Annotated in this window: 18 protein-coding genes and 2 pseudogenes; 16 read left to right on the top strand and 4 right to left on the bottom strand. The window is 36.1% G+C overall.

The window, feature by feature from the left end; genetic code table 11:
• The first annotated feature begins 150 nt into the window (after positions 1 to 150).
• The 13 genes from BCR26_RS14085 to BCR26_RS14145 all read left to right on the top strand — a co-directional run bounded on the left by BCR26_RS14085 (position 151) and on the right by BCR26_RS14145 (position 9,290).
• Entirely contained in the window at positions 151 to 1,041 is an 891-nt protein-coding gene (locus BCR26_RS14085) for an energy-coupling factor transporter transmembrane component T (RefSeq protein WP_069699634.1), read from the top strand.
• Positions 1,014 to 2,705: an ABC transporter ATP-binding protein gene (locus BCR26_RS14090; protein ID WP_069699635.1), complete on the top strand. Its 1,692-nt coding sequence runs from the start codon at positions 1,014 to 1,016 to the stop codon at positions 2,703 to 2,705. Before BCR26_RS14085 ends, BCR26_RS14090 begins: the two co-directional genes overlap by 28 nt.
• The gene (locus BCR26_RS14095) at positions 2,698 to 3,390 is read left to right on the top strand and encodes an ECF transporter S component (protein ID WP_084387156.1); all 693 of its coding nucleotides are present in this window, start codon (positions 2,698 to 2,700) and stop codon (positions 3,388 to 3,390) included. The genes BCR26_RS14090 and BCR26_RS14095 overlap by 8 nt, the downstream gene beginning before the upstream one ends.
• Before the next feature lie 21 nt (positions 3,391 to 3,411).
• Positions 3,412 to 3,792, top strand: a complete 381-nt coding sequence (locus BCR26_RS14100) for a DUF4430 domain-containing protein (protein ID WP_069699636.1) — start codon at positions 3,412 to 3,414, stop codon at positions 3,790 to 3,792.
• Entirely contained in the window at positions 3,782 to 4,294 is a 513-nt protein-coding gene (locus tag BCR26_RS14105) for an ECF transporter S component (RefSeq protein ID WP_245676979.1), read from the top strand. Before BCR26_RS14100 ends, BCR26_RS14105 begins: the two co-directional genes overlap by 11 nt.
• 18 nt (positions 4,295 to 4,312) lie before the next feature.
• On the top strand, positions 4,313 to 5,053 hold the full coding sequence (locus tag BCR26_RS14110) for a hypothetical protein (RefSeq protein WP_069699637.1): 741 nt from the start codon (positions 4,313 to 4,315) through the stop codon (positions 5,051 to 5,053).
• 353 nt (positions 5,054 to 5,406) lie between these two features.
• Positions 5,407 to 6,000 (top strand): bifunctional adenosylcobinamide kinase/adenosylcobinamide-phosphate guanylyltransferase, encoded by a 594-nt coding sequence (gene cobU / locus BCR26_RS14115; RefSeq protein ID WP_069699638.1) that lies wholly within the window; start codon positions 5,407 to 5,409, stop codon positions 5,998 to 6,000.
• Positions 5,973 to 6,746, top strand: a complete 774-nt coding sequence (cobS, locus tag BCR26_RS14120) for an adenosylcobinamide-GDP ribazoletransferase (RefSeq protein ID WP_245676980.1) — start codon at positions 5,973 to 5,975, stop codon at positions 6,744 to 6,746. The genes cobU and cobS overlap by 28 nt, the downstream gene beginning before the upstream one ends.
• A gap of 12 nt (positions 6,747 to 6,758) precedes the next feature.
• Complete coding sequence (locus BCR26_RS14125; RefSeq protein WP_069699639.1) at positions 6,759 to 7,346, top strand: histidine phosphatase family protein; 588 nt, start codon at positions 6,759 to 6,761, stop codon at positions 7,344 to 7,346.
• Between the two features lie 7 nt (positions 7,347 to 7,353).
• A complete protein-coding gene (locus BCR26_RS14130) occupies positions 7,354 to 7,782 on the top strand; it encodes a EutP/PduV family microcompartment system protein (protein WP_069699640.1) in 429 nt (142 codons plus the stop codon).
• 15 nt (positions 7,783 to 7,797) lie between these two features.
• Positions 7,798 to 8,355 (top strand): cob(I)yrinic acid a,c-diamide adenosyltransferase, encoded by a 558-nt coding sequence (locus BCR26_RS14135; protein ID WP_069699641.1) that lies wholly within the window; start codon positions 7,798 to 7,800, stop codon positions 8,353 to 8,355.
• Positions 8,356 to 8,442: 87 nt separating this feature from the next.
• Positions 8,443 to 8,862, top strand: coding sequence for a pyridoxamine 5'-phosphate oxidase family protein (locus BCR26_RS14140; protein ID WP_069699642.1), 420 nt, complete (start codon positions 8,443 to 8,445; stop codon positions 8,860 to 8,862).
• Positions 8,863 to 8,876: 14 nt separating this feature from the next.
• A complete protein-coding gene (locus BCR26_RS14145) occupies positions 8,877 to 9,290 on the top strand; it encodes an EVE domain-containing protein (RefSeq protein WP_084387157.1) in 414 nt (137 codons plus the stop codon).
• A gap of 214 nt (positions 9,291 to 9,504) precedes the next feature.
• Here the strand turns inward: BCR26_RS14145 and BCR26_RS19265 are convergent.
• The 4 genes and pseudogenes from BCR26_RS19265 to BCR26_RS14160 all read right to left on the bottom strand — a co-directional run.
• Positions 9,505 to 9,876 (bottom strand): annotated as a pseudogene (locus BCR26_RS19265) (ABC transporter permease); the annotation flags it as partial.
• A 168-nt stretch (positions 9,877 to 10,044) separates the two neighbouring features.
• A pseudogene (locus BCR26_RS19270) lies at positions 10,045 to 10,728 on the bottom strand (ABC transporter permease); the annotation flags it as partial.
• Between the two features lie 15 nt (positions 10,729 to 10,743).
• On the bottom strand, positions 10,744 to 11,436 hold the full coding sequence (locus BCR26_RS14155) for an ABC transporter ATP-binding protein (protein ID WP_069699645.1): 693 nt from the start codon (positions 11,434 to 11,436) through the stop codon (positions 10,744 to 10,746).
• 11 nt (positions 11,437 to 11,447) lie between these two features.
• Positions 11,448 to 12,308 carry an efflux RND transporter periplasmic adaptor subunit gene (locus tag BCR26_RS14160; RefSeq protein WP_069699646.1) on the bottom strand — a complete coding sequence of 287 codons (861 nt, stop codon included), beginning with the start codon at positions 12,306 to 12,308 and terminating at the stop codon, positions 11,448 to 11,450.
• A gap of 256 nt (positions 12,309 to 12,564) precedes the next feature.
• Here BCR26_RS14160 and BCR26_RS14170 point away from each other — a divergent pair, with 256 nt between their 5' ends.
• From BCR26_RS14170 to BCR26_RS14180, 3 genes are all read left to right on the top strand, one after another.
• Positions 12,565 to 13,299, top strand: a complete 735-nt coding sequence (locus BCR26_RS14170; RefSeq protein WP_069699648.1) for a metallophosphoesterase — start codon at positions 12,565 to 12,567, stop codon at positions 13,297 to 13,299.
• A 202-nt stretch (positions 13,300 to 13,501) separates the two neighbouring features.
• Positions 13,502 to 15,694 carry a Tex family protein gene (locus BCR26_RS14175; protein WP_069699649.1) on the top strand — a complete coding sequence of 731 codons (2,193 nt, stop codon included), beginning with the start codon at positions 13,502 to 13,504 and terminating at the stop codon, positions 15,692 to 15,694.
• Positions 15,695 to 15,737: 43 nt separating this feature from the next.
• A complete protein-coding gene (locus tag BCR26_RS14180) occupies positions 15,738 to 16,196 on the top strand; it encodes a SprT family protein (protein ID WP_281186564.1) in 459 nt (152 codons plus the stop codon).
• The last annotated feature ends 134 nt before the right edge of the window (positions 16,197 to 16,330 follow it).

The following is a 16,330-nucleotide window of genomic DNA, read 5'->3' on the forward strand; positions in this document are numbered from 1 at the left end:
GGAAGGCGGACTGATTCAGTAGGTCTTTAGACCAAGGCCGGTAAGAGCGGGTTCCACCCGCAGAGCAAACCACCCGTTCTCACGGGTGGTGCTGATTGTTTTATTTTATCGATTTTCAAAGTGTTCGTAAGATAAGAAATGGGGTATCATATGAATGAAAATTTATTTAATCATAGACATCCGCTAGTTTCGTCTAGCTATTACATCGCTATGCTACTGATTGTTATGAGTACGACGAATCCGATTGTTATTGGCAGTTGTTTTATTGGTAGCTTTTGTTTTCGAATTATTCAATTGAGAGGCAGACGACTTGTTCGTTCTTTAGGATTCCCATTTTTTTTCTTGATCGTTATTACGGTGACGAACCCTTTATTTGTTCACAGAGGTGGGACGATTTTATTTTTCTTTTTAGGTAAACCGTTTACTTTGGAAGCACTCCTTTATGGCTTACAAATGGGAATTATGATCGCCACAGTTCTGTTTTTGTTTCAAATTTTACAAACTGTCGTGGACTCAGAAAAATTTTTCTATCTTTTTGGAAAAAGATTTGCGAAACTGTCATTAATATTGACGATGATTTTTCGTTTCATCCCGCTGTTTCAACAATATTTTCAAGAACTTAGACAAGTGCAAAAAACAATGAAGCGAACGCAACAGCGTAACTTGCAGGAAAAAGCCAGTTATGGATTGGATTTATTTGGTAATCTTTTTTCTTGGGCATTGGAAAATGCGATGGACACTGCCGATTCAATGAAAGCTCGTGGGTATGGTAGCTTCAAAAGGAGCAGTCGAATCAGTTATCACTGGTCGTGGGTAGATACCATCTATCTATTTGGAATCTTAGGAATGCTTGGTATTTTTTTAATTTCGTTAACAAAAGGGGTTTATTTATTTAATTACTATCCATATATAGAAAATGTAACTTTTTTTATTGAGAATCATTGGTTAAACTATGGACTAATTTTTCTATTTGCTATGTTGCCGACCATCAATAGTGTCAAGGAGGGAATTATTTGGACTATCTTGAAATCAAGAATTTGACGTTTCAATATGCAGGATCTGAAAAAGAAGTTTTGAAAAGTATTTCCTTAACCATTAGCAAAGGAGAATTTGTCTTAATTTGTGGCACTTCTGGAAGTGGAAAATCCACTTTTTTGAAAATGTTAAAACCTCAATTAACCCCAGCTGGGAAGAAAGAGGGCACTATTTTTCTTGGAACAGAACGACTAGAATTACTTTCGGAAGAGTTTTCTACAAGTCGAATTGGCTATGTTATGCAAAATCCAGAAAATCAAATTATTACGGAAACAGTTTGGCATGAATTGGCTTTTGGTCTTGAAAATATGGGGATTCCTCCAACGCAAATAAAAAGTAGAATTGCTGAGATGGTTAATTTTTTAGGGATTCAAGAACTTGTTGAAGAGAAAACAAATGAATTATCTGGTGGTCAAAAGCAGTTGGTAAATTTAGCGTCGGTCTTGGTTATGAGACCAGAGATTTTGATTTTAGATGAACCAACAACCCAATTAGATCCTATTGCTTCACAAAACTTTGTAGAGATTTTAGTTCGTTTGAATCGTGAGATGGGGATGACCATTTTATTAGCCGAGCATGCGTTGGAAGCCACTTTTTCTATAGCTGACAAAGTCATTTTATTAGATGCAGGTCAACTAGTTTTAGCCGAGCAACCAAAACGTATTTCTGATAATTTAAAATCAAGAAATCTAATTCTTGAAAGATTTATTCTCAGTTTGCCTAGTGCCACACAAATATATCACCGTTTAGGGTTACCTGGAGATTGTCCTTTAACCGTTACAGAAGGAAAAAGATACTTGAATCAGTATTTTACAAAAAAATTGCTCAATAAAGTAGATAATGAAAAAAAGGAACATTTTACACCGAAGTTGAAGCTTCCTGTGGCTGTAAAAATGGAAAATTGTTGGTTCCGTTACGAAAAAAATGGAACAGATATTTTACAGGGCGTGAACTTAGAAATCAATCAAGGAGAAATATTTTCATTAGTTGGTGGAAATGGTACGGGAAAAACAACCCTTTTAAAAACGATTGCTGGTATTTTCAACTGCTATCATGGGAAAATGATGATTCATGGTAAACCATTGAAAAAGAATCAACATTTAGTTGGCTATTTACCTCAATCACCACAGTTAGTTTTTATAAAAGATTCTGTGATGGAGGACTACCTAAATTATTTGCAAAATAATAAGTATCCTGAACATCAACAACAAGAGAGAATTGCTACCGTTGCAAAAGCCTTAGATATTGAGTCGATATTGAGTCAACACCCTTTTGATTTAAGTGGCGGAGAATGTCAAAGAGCGGCGTTAGGGAAGGTATTATTAACCGATCCTAAGGTTTTACTTCTGGATGAGCCAACTAAAGGGATTGATAATTACGGAAAGAAACAACTGATTCATTTACTAAAAAATTTAGCGCAGCAAGGAAAAACAATTCTTGTAGTGACGCACGATTTAGATTTTGCTGCAGAGTTATCCGATCGATGCGGCTTGTTTTTTCAAAATAATCTATTAACAGAAGATGAACCCCAACCATTTTTTAGTAATCATGCCTTTTATACTACAGCAGCTAGTCGAATTTCTCGGGAGTACTTCTCTTCCTTAGTAACTGTCAATCAGGTAGTAGCTGCTTGTGTAAATGAAAGAAATGAGGCGGGTAATAATGGTTAATCATTTGTCTAAAGAGCTTGCTTTAAGACTGAGTCTTTTATTTGGAGCATTGATTTTAATGTATGCGATGTTTAGAAATGGGCAATATCAAATTGTCTCAATGTCTTTAGTTGTAGTAGCTTGTATTCCAATTTTCTACAAATACGAAAAAAAGAAGCTGAATATTAAAGAGTTGGTTTTAATTGCTGTACTGGTTACAACTGCTGTGCTAGGTCGGTTTATGTTTTATATGATTCCTGCATTGACCCCAATGACGGCGATTATCATTATTTCAGGTATTTGTATGGGGCCAGAAATTGGCTTTCTTGTAGGGGCCTTGTCAGCCATTGCCTCGAATATGATTTTTGGACAAGGACCGTGGACTCCTTTTCAAATGTTTTCTTGGGGAATCATTGGATTAGTGGCGGGGTTGCCTTGGGTACAAAAAAAATTGAATCAAAGCTATTTGGGACTAATCATTTATGGAATTGTAGCGGGACTTTTTTTCTCGTTTTTTATGGATACATGGACGGTCTTTTCAATTGATCGCTATTTTTCATGGAGTCGCTACTTAGCTCTTCTCGTGACAGCGTTGCCTTACACGTTGTCTTATTGCTTTGCGAATGCATTTTTTTCTTGTTTACTATTTAGAGCGATTCAAACGAAGCTCCAACGTATTTTAGTGAAATATGATATAAAAAAATAAAATTAAAGGTGGAAATAAAAAATGAAAAAACTTATTAAAGCAAGTATTGTGGTAGCAGCTATTTTTCTATTAACCGGTTGTGGAAAATCAAATGAGAAACAAACAACGGAAAAGAAAGAAGAGAAAATCAGTGTAACAGTTATTTTAAAAGAAGATGATAAAGAGTTTGATAAAAAAGAATTAAAAGTTAAAAAAGATGAATCAGTGCAAAATATCATGGAAGCAAACTATAAAGTAGACATGGACAAAGAGTTTATTAGTGGAATCGATGGGCATAAACAAGATGCTGGGAAAAGTAAATATTGGTTGTACGAAGTAAATGGCAAACAGCCTGATGTTGGAGCGACAGAATATTTTGTAAAAGATGGAGACAAAATCATCTGGACTTTAAATGAATTATAAAAGGACCTTAGCAATGAATAGCACAAAAAAGTTAGCTTTAGCGGGGATGTTTCTAGCTTTATGTGTTGTTGGTTCGATGGTTAAAATTATGGGGTCAATTGCTTTGGATTCGTTACCAGCGTTTGTTGGGACAGTTATTTTGGGTCCAGAAATTGGATTCTTTTTAGGTGCACTAGGCCATTTGATAACAGCTATTCTTTCTGGGTTTCCACTAACACTTCCAGTTCATTTAGTGACAGGATTGCTAATGGGATTTTGTATGTTCTGCTATGGCTATGCTAGAAAAAAAATACCCAAACGCTATTTTTTAAATCGATGGTCTTCAATGTTACTAGCATATCTAATTAATGTACCATTGTCATTGTTCTTGCTTTATCCTTTGTTAGGGCAAGTCACTTATTTCTTATTTTTGCCATTAAGTATTGGGGCGGTAGTGAATATCGTTTTGGCAGAGATTCTTCTAACATTATTGGAGAAATCTGTTACTAAAATTTTTGAGTAGAAAGAAGTTGGCTGACAAGTGAATGAAAATATTCGTGATTTATCGGTTACTTTTTTAACAGAAGAACTAGGAGTGATCGTTGCTTGTGACAGTAGTGGGGCCATTGGGCTAAAGGAACAAGATCAAGTAGAAGTCCCACCAGAAATAACTAGTGCTTTTTGTTTACGGGTGCCTTTAATGGAAATTTTAGCTGTAGGTGGGGTGCCCAAAATTGTCATTGATACGATCAGTAACGAGATGAATCCAACTGGTAATCTGATGCTAACAGGAATTAAAACCGAATTAAAAAAAACTGGTTTCGATGACGTTCTAATCAATGGCAGTACCGAAGAAAACATGACAACTACAATGACTTCAATCGGAGTGACAGTGATTGGGTCAATTGAAAAGAAAAGCTTTGTTTACGGGAAAATAATAAAAGGTAGTTCTCTTTATCAAGTAGGCTATCCTTATGTAGGAGAGGCAGTCTTAAAAAATCAAGACAAAATTTTTTCTTATCAGGATCTTTTGAATCTTCGACAACAAGAAGGGGTTCTGGAAATGATTCCTGTAGGGTCAAAAGGGATTCTATATGAAGCAAATCAATTAGCGAAATCAAGCAAGCTGATTTTTAAGGAGAACAATCAAGCCGAAAATTTGACTCAATCAGCAGGACCAGCAACGGTCTTACTTGTGGCAGTTGACAAAGAGGTTGTACCTGTTTTACTAAACGATAAAATTCCGATAAAAAAGATCGGAACATTCATACGTGAAAATTGAAACTTTTTAGTAGAAAGGAGAGCCACTATCCTTCGAGCAAAGCGAGTTAGGAATAGTGGACATCGGACCACCAAAGTGAGAGGAGAGCCACTATCCTTCGAGCAAAGCGAGTTAGGAATAGTGGACATCGGACCATCAAAGTGAAAGGAGAGCCACTATCCTTCGAGCAAAGCGAGTTAGGAATAGTGGACATCGGACCACCAAAGTGAAAGGAGAGCCACTATCCTTCGAGCAAAGCGAGTTAGGAATAGTGGACATCGGACCACCAAAGTGAAAGGAGAGCCATTATTCTTACGAGTTTACTCGCTTAGAGATAATGGACATCGGACCACGAAGTAGAAAGGAGAAACAAAATGGCCTATACGTTAGTAACTGGCGGAGCGAAAAGTGGGAAATCAAGTTTTTCTGAGAGTCTTTTAGAATCTAATACAGATGTTTGCTATATTGCAACTAGCGTGATGAATTATAAAGATAGTGAGATGGAAACTAGAATTGAAAGGCATCAAGAAAGTCGCCCAAAAAATTGGACGACAAAAGAACAGTTTTTGGGTATTGATGAATTAATTTATGAAAACCATGGTAATTATAGTGGATTTTTACTGGATTGTGTAACGATTTGGAACACAAATTTTTTCTACTATTTGATGGAAGTAGAGTTGGAAATTCCTTTAGCAGAAATTGACCAAGTATTCGAAGCCTATTCTGGAGAAGAACGTCGCAACATCGAAGAACGCATCTTTGATGAGTGGAAGAAAATTGTTAATGCTCTAGCTGAAACAGGGGCTCCAATGATTATGGTGACCAATGAAGTCGGGTCTGGTGTGGTTCCTATGACGCTTTTAGGGCGCTGGTTTCAAGATTTATTGGGAAAAGTGAACCAATTTTTAGCAAAGGAAGCGGAAACAGTATACTTTGTAGTATGCGGCATTCCCCAAAAAATAAAATGATTAAATCGCTAATTTTGTATTTCCAGTTTTTTACCCGATTGCCGATCCCAATCCCGATTGAGGATGCAGAAAACCGTTTTAAAAAAGGTATTCTTTGGTTTTCGATGTTTGGTTTAGCTATCGGATTAATAGAAGCCACTATTTTATGGATAATTTATTGGTTGCTAAATTCGTTTTTATTGGCATGGATTAGCGTTTTGCTTTTTGATGTCCTGTTAACAGGCGCTTTTCATATGGATGCTTTAGCAGACATGTGTGATGGACTATTTTCTTCTCGAAAGAAAGAACGTATGCTTGAAATTATGAAAGATAGCCGAGTAGGTAGCAATGGGGTATTGGCACTTATTTTTTATTATCTTTTATTGATTGCACCAATTGCTGTTTACCTAACAGAGCTAGATGTTGCTTATCTAATGCGATTGATTGTTGCGTTGCAAATTGTTGGGAAGTCAGGAATTGCATTGCTATTTTGGAAAATGAAGTATGCTGGGCATACAGAAGGTTTAGGACGTTTATTCTTAAATGTTGAAACTTGGCGGATTATCTTTACTGAAATGATTTGTTTTGTTGCATTATTTAGCTTACTAGGGTGGTCAGCATGTTTAGCTTATCTAGTGGTAGTTTTCATTCATTTTGGGTATCGTCGCTTAGTCTACAAAAAAATAGATGGAATGAATGGGGATACGTTAGGTGCATTCTATTGTATTGCACAAGTCATTTTTTTATTGGTGATGTTGAGACGATAACAGAGGTGGAAAATGGCTATTTACTTAGTACGTCATGGAGAAACAAGCTTGAATCAAGAAAAAAAATTCTATGGTTCACTAGATATTGAGTTAAATGAAGTTGGTCGCTGTCAAAGTGAGAAAGTTGCTGATAAGTTAAAACACCTTTCTTTTGAAGCGGTGTATATCAGTGGCCTTAAAAGAACAAAGCAAACCGCTGAATTGATTGCACCTAAAAATACGCATCAAATAATACCTGAATTGAACGAAAAATCTTTTGGAGTATGGGAAGGTCTTTCAGCAGATGAGATTGAGTTGAATTACCCAGAAGAATGGCAAGCTTGGTTGGAAGAGCCATTTGACAAAACTCCTCCAGAAGCAGAGACATTTTCAAGCTTTAAACAACGAGTGTTGGCTGGAATGAGAAGAATTGAAAAAGATTTTGACGAAAAAAATCAAACCAATATACTGATTATAGGACATTTGGGAGTTTTACGAGTGCTAGATCAATATTTCAACAGAGAGATCATTGATTTTTGGTCGATTGACTATAAACAAGGAACATATACTGTATATGAATTTAAAAATCAACACTATCATTTGGTAGAAAGATGTAGGTGAAAGACACGTGAAAAAAGCAATTTTTATTGGCTCCGTTGGCTGTGGAAAAACAACGTTGTCCCAAAAGCTAAAAGGGGAAGAGATTTACTACAATAAAACTCAAGCGATTGAGTTCCACGATAAAGTTATCGATACCCCAGGTGAGTTTATTCAGCATCGAAATTATTACAGCGCTCTATTGACAACCGCAGTAGATGCCCAAGTGATTGTTTTGATGGCAAGTGCAGTCGAAAGAAAACAAACTTTTTCACCACTGTTTGCATCGGCATTTGCAAAACCTTGTATTGGGATTATTACTAAAATAGATTTAGCGACTGCGGAAGAAATCGAGCGAACAAGAAAACAATTAGAATTGGCAGGAGCAAAAAAATTCTTTATGATTTCTTCTACAGAAAATCAAGGAATCGATGAATTAATCAGCTATTTAGAAGAATGATAGGGGGAATTATCAATGAAGATTTACACAAAAACTGGTGATAAAGGACAAACAAGCATTATTGGTGGCGAAAAAAGAAGTAAAGCTTCTGACCGCGTAGAAGCTTACGGAACCATTGATGAATTAAATTCATTAGTTGGCTACATTATCAGTCAAATGCAAACTTATCGAGAAATAAAAAAGGAATTAGAAGAAATTCAACATACTTTATTTGACTGTGGAACCGATATGGCAACACCAAATAGTACGAAAGGATACCGAACAACTGCGGAATCGGTTGAATGGTTAGAACAAAAAATTGATAAATATGCTGATGTTCCACCAGAGTTACAAGAATTTATTTTACCTGGTGGCTGTGGAATCGCTAGTTTACTGCATATGGCAAGAACGGTTGCTAGAAGGGCTGAAAGATGTGTTGTTAGAGTCCGAGATTCAGAAGAAATCAATTTAGAAGCATTGATTTTCTTAAATCGTTTATCGGATTACTTTTATGCTATCGCTCGTTTTATTAATTTTCGTGAAGGTCGAGAAGATATTAGCTATCGACGAAATGGAAAAGTATTTTATAATTAAATTTCTTAAACAAACCCTGACACATAGTTGTCAGGGTTTGTTTGTTAGAATAAACTTGTAACGAAAATTAAAGGAGAGAATATAATTATGAATACAACAGATGCTTTTAAACAAATCATGTTTAACCAACAAAAAATGGCTTTAGCAACAAGTGTAGGGGATCAATCCAATGTCAGGATTGTTAACTTTGTTTATGACGAAGAGAAGAAATGCGTCTATTTTTCAACATTTAAAGGGAATGAAAAAATAGAGGAAATTGACGAAAATTCGAAAGTTTCTTTTACCACAGTTCCTGATAATGGAACAGAGCATGTGAGAGTTCATTTTGGTAAAGTTCAAAAAAGTAATTTTACTATTTATGATGTTGCAGAAGCTTTTTCTAAAAAGATTCCCGGTTATGATGAGAATATAAAACAAGCTGGGGACTTGTTGGATCTTTACGAAATTAGCTTTGATAAAGCTATTGTCATTTTAGGGATGGGAAATCGAGAAACTATCAAGGTTTAATGGAGGGAATAGTTGTGAATTACTGGATTGGAGTTGCTTCAGAAGATCATGTGAAATTAGGTGTTTCAGAAGGGTTTAGTCAATTATGCCATGGAAAACAGGCTCCTTTAAAGCGGATGAAAACAGGAGATTGGCTGATTTATTACGCCCCGAAAAGAAACTTAGAGGCGAATGAGCCTTATCAACATTTTGTTGCTATTGGACAAATTTTAGAGGGGGAAGCCTATCCGTTTGAAATGGCTCCTGATTTTATTCCTTATAGAAAAGATGTCTCGTTTATAAAAGAATGCGTTCCACTGCCGTTAAAAGCTTTAACAGATGTTCCTTTATGGCAGGAATTTCGATCTCGATTAAGATTCGGACATTTTCAAATTCCTAAAGAGCTTTTTAAGATCATCGCTACAGGGATGAATGTTGGAATTGTGTAGGAAAGTGATTGAGTCAGAAGTCGTTTTGGGGCGATAAATTAGACCGAAAAGCGCGCAATACGCTTTATGTATGAGTGACTTTTGGGAAATTTCCGAAGACTCAAACGATTGACCACCGTTTACTCGGATTTAGAGGATGACACAAAACTAAAAATCAGTTTTGCGTCATCCTCTTTCGTTAGTGTTTTAATAAATTATTTAAGTTGTTTAGTAATTATTCATAGCGCAAGGCTTCAATAGGATCTAATTTAGCAGCTTTTCTTGCAGGGTATACCCCAAAGAAAATCCCGATAGCACTTGAAAAAAGTAAGACTGCGACAATAGAACTTAGCGTAAATTGTGCTGTAATATCTAAGGCACTTGCGACAGACACGGCTAAAATTGCTCCTAATGTCAGTCCAATAATCCCACCAATCAAGCAAAGAATGACTGATTCTGTTAAGAATTGGAATAAAATATTTCCATTCGTTGCCCCTAAAGCCTTCCTAGTCCCAATTTCTCTCGTTCTTTCGGTTACAGAAACTAGCATGATATTCATTACACCAATTCCTCCAACTAACAAAGCAATGGCAGCCACTGCAGCAATAAAGTTAATAAATAGTCCTAAGACATTATTGACTTGATCTAAGGCTTGTAAAAAATTGGTAGCAGTATAGACCTTTTCTCCAACTGTATTATGACGGACAGAAAGAATATTGACGATTTGCTTGGAAACAGCATCAATATCATCTTTTGATTTTGCAACAACTGTTAAGCTAGTAATTTTTGTTGAATCTGGATTCAGTGCATTTGCAGTTGTTAGTGGGATAGAAACATATCCCATCATTTCTTCTTCATCAAAAGAGCCCACCATTTTTTCCATTGTACTTTTTGTGACTCCGATAATCCGGACACTAATTTGACCTTTTTGGCCTCGCAAAGATATTTTTTCTCCAACGACATTCTCTCTTCCGTTGAAGAAGTAGCGAGCAGTATCAGCGCTAATCACAGCTACTTTACTAGCTTCAGCATACTCAGTAGGATTAAAATAACGGCCATAGACAATAGCTTTATCCATCATCTGGTTAGTATATTGTAAATCAGGGGTTCCAGCCATTACTAAAGTTGCTTTCGACCGTTCATTTGCTGCGGCCACAGCTTGGATGTTAACGGAAGGAGAGATGTGATCAATTTGTGGAATACTATCTTTTAGCGTCTTGATATCTTTGCTAGTAATTTTTTGACTATCGGTTGCATCTCTACTTGTTGAAACAGAAATCGTTGAGGCGCCTAAATCACTGAATGTACCAGTAATTTGAGTAGTCGCACCATTTCCGACTGCTAAAATAGCAATTACAGCTGCGATACCAATAATGATCCCTAACATTGTCAAGAAAGAGCGCATTTTATTTGCCAAAATACTATCAATAGCCATTTTGAAACTTTCAATAATTCCCATATTATTCGCTCCTTTCTATAATGTTTTTCGATTGCTTACTGGGCTGTCGTCAATGATTTCCCCATCACGAAATGAAACGATTCGTTTCGTATATTGCGCGACATCTGGTTCATGAGTAACCATGACCACAGTAGTTCCAGCAGTATTTAGGTCTTGAAAAATTTTCATAATCTCTAAAGTTGTTTTCGAATCTAAATTTCCAGTCGGTTCATCAGCCATTAAAACGGCTGGATTATTTACAATTGCACGAGCAATTGCAACACGCTGTTTTTGTCCACCGGAAATTGCATTTGGGCGATGATTGACACGATCAGCTAAACCAACTTTTCTTAAAGCTTCTAAAGAGCGTTCTTTTCTTTCTTTAGGAGAAATCCCTCCATAAACCATAGGTAAGGCAACATTATCTAAAAGTGACATTCTAGGCATTAAATTAAAGGATTGAAATACAAAACCAATTTCTTTATTTCGAACATGGGCACTTTCGTTATCGGTCAAGTTTGTAACATCTTGGCCGTTTAAGTGGTAGGAACCGGCATCGAAACGGTCTAGCAGACCTAAAATATTCATCATCGTTGATTTACCAGAACCACTAGGACCCATTATAGAAGTGAATTCTCCTTCAGAAATATGAAGGGAGACGTTTTTCAAGGCAGTTAGCTTTTCGCCACCAGTATCATACACTTTAAATACATCTTTTAAATCAATCATGAGTTCACCTTCTATTCTTTGGTTACTTCAGTATTATTTTTGATATCTGAACTTGGAGAAAGAATAACAGTTTCTCCTGCTTTTGCACCAGCTGTTACTTCTACTAATTTATCTGATTGAATGCCAATTTTAATTTTTGTTTCCTTAGCAACACCATTCTTAATAATAAAAATGATGGGTTCGTTGTTATCATTGTATGTTAGGGCTTCAATTGGAAGAGCTAACACGTTATTTGCTGTATTTGTTATTATCTCAGTATCAACGTCAAATCCTGCAAATAGATGCTCCGGAGCTTGGTCGAAAGTAACAACTGCTCCAAGATTAGCGGTGGTTCCAGTCGCTGATTGTGTACTAATAGCAACAGGATCTTTTTCAGCAACTTTTCCTTGATATTTCTGATTGCCGTTTATTATTTCTACATTCTGGTCAATAGTAACAGCAGCAGCTTCAGAATTGGACAGTTGTAATTGAACCTTCAATGTAGACAGGTCATCTATTTGAATAGAAGGTTTGCCTAGTTGAGCATTTGTATCTGGGGTTTTTTCTTTAATATTTATTTGAGTGATTGTACCGCTGAATGGAGCAATTAATTGAAAGCCATTATCATAAGTAGCCAAAACCTTATCTTTTTCTACTTTATCTCCAACTTTTACGTTAACTTCAACAACATTTCCCGTTCCTGCTAAGGATTGTGATTGATTCGGGATGAGTGTCCCTGTTGTTGATAATTTTTCAACAATTGTTTCTGTTTTTATTTCGCCCGTTCGAACAGAAATAGCCTTAGAAGTGCTAGTATTTCCTTGAACAAAAACGAATACAGCAATTGCAATTATTATTACTGCAATGATTCCGAAAATAGTCTTTTTCTTCATTTTAAGTCAGCTCTTTTCATTTGGTTTTTATGACAAGGTGTCATTAATGTAAGTTTACTACTGTTCGAATGAAAAGTCTAAACAAAACAGACGTTAAAATTGCTTTTTTATCACTCGTTAGGATTGTAAACGCTGTTTTAATTATAAAGAAAAGTAAGTTGAGGTATAATAATTATAAAAGTTTAAAGCAATGTGGATTAAAATTGCACATTGTAGCTGCTAATTATGAAAAGCAATCATTTAGGAGGGCTGAAAAATCAAAAAATATGTTTATGCAATTAGTGATATTCATGGTGAATACGAGTTGTTTGAAGAGCTAATTCAATATTACGATCCATCTATCCATCAATTAGTTTTGATTGGTGATTTAAATGATCGCGGGAGTAAAACAAAAGACTGTTTTTTACTAGGGAAAAAGTTGGTAGAAGAACAAGGAGCGATTTATCTTAGGGGAAACCATGAAGAGTATTTTCTACAATTTTTAAACCGACCTGAAGACTGGTTTACTAGTTATGTATACAATGGTGGTAAGGAAACCATGGAAAGTTTACTTCATAAAGGAGCAACGGAAGAATATTCCCCAACGGAAATTGCCTTAATGATTCGAACAAAGTATAAAGATTTAATTACCTTTTTAACTGAACGACCGCTGTATTTTGAATGGGAAAACTATATATTTGTTCATGCTGGTGTTGATTTAACTAAAAAAGATTGGCATAAAACTAGTCCACACGATTTTATTTGGATTCGAGAACCTTTTCACCAAGGGAAAAATCAAACAGGCAAGAAAATTGTATTCGGTCATACGATTACTCCGATGTTGCACGGAGATATGGAAACAACTGATTTGTGGCTGTCAGATAATAAAATTGGGATTGATGGAGGAGCTGTGTTCGGAGGATCTGTTCACGGTGTAATTTTTGATAAAAAGGGAATTGTCCAAGATATTGAATATCAAAATATGAAAGGACCGTGGCAACCAAGCTTTTAAAATCTTTGGAGAAATCCTTAGAAATTAAAAAGAGAGAGGATGGGACAAAACTAAGAATCAGTTTTGTTTCATCCTCTAAATCCGAATAAACGACTTCTGTCTCAACCTCTTGTGTTCACTCCTTATTTGTGACTCTTCTAGGTTTAATAAGAAAAATATGCTAAAATAGGAAAGTATGTTTAATGAAGAGAGGTATAGGAATATGGCAGAAATATATAACCAAGAAGTGGTAGATCTACTTCAAAAAGAATTAACAGAATATCGTCCAAATCAAATTAAAACCGTTTTAACATTATTAGGAGAAGGAAATACAGTTCCTTTTATTGCTCGTTATCGTAAAGAAATGACAGGCAGTTTGGATGAAGTTCAAATCCGTGAAATTGATGAACGTTATACGTATTTGGGCAATTTAGAAAAACGTAAAGAAGAAGTTTTACGATTAATTAATGACCAAGAAAAACTAACGGATGAACTTGCAGCAGCGATTCAAAAAGCAACAAAAATGCAACAAGTGGAAGACTTGTATCGACCATATAAACAAAAACGCCGAACGAAAGCAACTATTGCCAAAGAACGTGGCTTAGAACCCTTGGCAGATTGGTTACTTTCTTTTCCAGAACAAGCAGATGTTTTGGCAGAAGCCGCTAAATATATCGATGAAGAAAAAGAAGTATTGACGTCAGAAGCCGCTCTTTTAGGTGCTCACGAAATCATTGCTGAACGTGTTGGAGATGAGCCGAAATTCAGATCATGGATTCGAGATTTTAGCTTTAATCATGGTCAATATGTTAGTACAGTCAAAGATGAAGAAAAAGACGAAAAAAGTGTTTATGAAATGTATTACGATTTTTCAGAACCTGTTAGTAAAATAGTGTCTCACCGTGTTTTAGCAACAAACCGTGGTGAAAAAGAAGACATCTTAAAAGTTTCTCTTGTAGTTGAAGAAGAAAGAATAGCTAATTATCTAGAACGTCAGTTAATCGGGGCAAACAAAAGCTCAGCAACAGTGACCTATGTTGAAGCAGCCTATTTGGACAGCTATAAACGATTTATCGGGCCAGCTATTGAACGTGAAATCCGTAATGAGTTGACAGAAAAAGCAGATGAACAAGCAATCAATATTTTTGGTGAAAATCTGCGTAACTTGCTATTGCAACCACCATTAAAAGGGAAAGTAGTTTTAGGATTTGACCCAGCTTACCGGACAGGATGTAAAATGGCAATTGTTGATGCAACGGGGAAAGTCTTAGCTATTCAAGTAATTTATCCACATAAACCAGCTTCAGGAGAAAAGAGAGCCGCTGCTGCGCCGGCTATTAGAAAGCTGATAGAAGACTATAATGTTGAGATGGTCGCGATTGGAAATGGAACGGCTAGTCGAGAATCAGAGCTTTTTGTTGCAGAGCAATTAAAAGAAGTAAGGCGTGATGTTTTTTATGTGATAGTAAACGAAGCCGGTGCCTCGGTTTATTCAGCAAGTGATATAGCTAGAACAGAGTTTCCAGATTTACAAGTTGAAGAACGAAGTGCAGTAAGTATTGCTCGACGTCTGCAAGATCCTTTAGCAGAACTCGTAAAGATTGATCCCAAAGCGGTTGGGGTGGGTCAGTATCAGCATGATGTATCACAAAAACGTTTAGCAGAGCAGCTAGATTTTGTTGTAGAAACAGCAGTAAACCAAGTGGGAGTTAATATTAATACTGCAAGTCCTCAATTACTACAGCATATTTCTGGATTAAATAAAACGATTGCCCAAAATCTAGTGACCTATCGTGATGAAAACGGAGCTTTTACAGCTAGAAATCAAGTTAAAAAAGTTCCTCGATTAGGACCAAAAGCGTTTGAACAAGCAATCGGATTTTTACGAATTCCTGATGGAAAAAACATTTTAGATAATACGGGTATTCATCCAGAAAGCTATGATGTGGCAAAAGCTGTTTTAGCTAAAGCTACGGTTGATTTAACTGAACTTGGAACTGAGGATGCTATTGAAAAACTAAAACATGTTCCATTAAAAGAAATTGAAAATGATTTAGCGGTTGGAACCGAAACACTAAAAGACATCTTAAGTGCGTTGATTCAACCAGGACGTGATATGCGTGATGAAATGCCAGCTCCGTTGTTAAGGAAAGATGTCCTTTCAATGGAAGATCTAAAACCTGGAATGGAGATGCAAGGAACAGTTCGCAATGTTATTGATTTCGGCGCTTTTGTTGATATTGGCGTCAAGCAAGATGGATTGGTTCACATCTCAAAACTAAGTTCAAAATTTGTTAAACACCCAACGGATGTTGTGGCAGTTGGTGACGTAGTAACGGTTTGGGTAGAAGAGATTGATTTGAAAAAAGGACGTATCAGTTTAACAATGTTACCAAGAGTCGAAAGGAAAGACTAAATTGGATCAGCTTCTTATAAATAAAGAAATAAAGCACCAAATGATTTCTGAGAAAGAGCTACAATCATTGGTTGAAACAATTTCCTTCAATTTTTTTAAGAAAAAATTTACTCATCGTGCATACTTTAATTCCAGATTAAGAACGACAGGAGGACGTTATCATTTATCCTCACACAATATTGATTTTAATCCTAGGGTCATGGAGTGCTATGGGCAAGAAGAATTAATCAAAGTGATTAAACATGAACTTTGTCATTATCATCTACATCTTGAAGGGAAAGGTTACCAGCATAAGGATCAAGATTTCAAACAGCTACTTATTGAAACCGGTGGTTCAAGATATGTCCAATCCTTAACAGATGAAAAAAAACAAACCTATCGTCAATACCAGTGTGTGAATTGTCAGACAGTACTTTTAAGAAAGCGTCGTGTTGATACTAAGAAATATGTTTGTGGCAAATGTCATGGCAAATTAAAGGAAATAGAAAAACTTGTTCAGTGAATGACAAAGCTTTAAGGAGAGTCGTAAAAGGCTCTCTTTTTGTTTGCCCGGCATGGTCAAACTCTAACGGGTTAAAGTCCCGAGTACGTCCAAGTAACGGAAAGTACCTAGTCGAAAACAAGGGTGTCCATGGT

This window comes from Enterococcus rivorum (assembly GCF_001742285.1).
In the GTDB taxonomy this organism is placed as follows: Bacteria; Bacillota; Bacilli; order Lactobacillales; family Enterococcaceae; genus Enterococcus_L; species Enterococcus_L rivorum.

Excerpts from the sequence above, each read along its gene's own strand:
- BCR26_RS14160 (WP_069699646.1), bottom strand. The coding sequence starts at position 12,308 with ATGAAGAAAAAGACTATTTTCGGAATCATTGCAGTAATAATAATTGCA.
- cobS (WP_245676980.1), top strand. The coding sequence starts at position 5,973 with ATGCGGCATTCCCCAAAAAATAAAATGATTAAATCGCTAATTTTGTAT.
- BCR26_RS14105 (WP_245676979.1), top strand. The coding sequence starts at position 3,782 with ATGAATTATAAAAGGACCTTAGCAATGAATAGCACAAAAAAGTTAGCT.
- BCR26_RS14125 (WP_069699639.1), top strand. The coding sequence starts at position 6,759 with ATGGCTATTTACTTAGTACGTCATGGAGAAACAAGCTTGAATCAAGAA.
- BCR26_RS14175 (WP_069699649.1), top strand. The coding sequence starts at position 13,502 with ATGGCAGAAATATATAACCAAGAAGTGGTAGATCTACTTCAAAAAGAA.
- BCR26_RS14085 (WP_069699634.1), top strand. The coding sequence starts at position 151 with ATGAATGAAAATTTATTTAATCATAGACATCCGCTAGTTTCGTCTAGC.
- BCR26_RS14155 (WP_069699645.1), bottom strand. The coding sequence starts at position 11,436 with ATGATTGATTTAAAAGATGTATTTAAAGTGTATGATACTGGTGGCGAA.
- BCR26_RS14140 (WP_069699642.1), top strand. The coding sequence starts at position 8,443 with ATGAATACAACAGATGCTTTTAAACAAATCATGTTTAACCAACAAAAA.
- BCR26_RS14135 (WP_069699641.1), top strand. The coding sequence starts at position 7,798 with ATGAAGATTTACACAAAAACTGGTGATAAAGGACAAACAAGCATTATT.
- cobU (WP_069699638.1), top strand. The coding sequence starts at position 5,407 with ATGGCCTATACGTTAGTAACTGGCGGAGCGAAAAGTGGGAAATCAAGT.
- BCR26_RS14095 (WP_084387156.1), top strand. The coding sequence starts at position 2,698 with ATGGTTAATCATTTGTCTAAAGAGCTTGCTTTAAGACTGAGTCTTTTA.
- BCR26_RS14100 (WP_069699636.1), top strand. The coding sequence starts at position 3,412 with ATGAAAAAACTTATTAAAGCAAGTATTGTGGTAGCAGCTATTTTTCTA.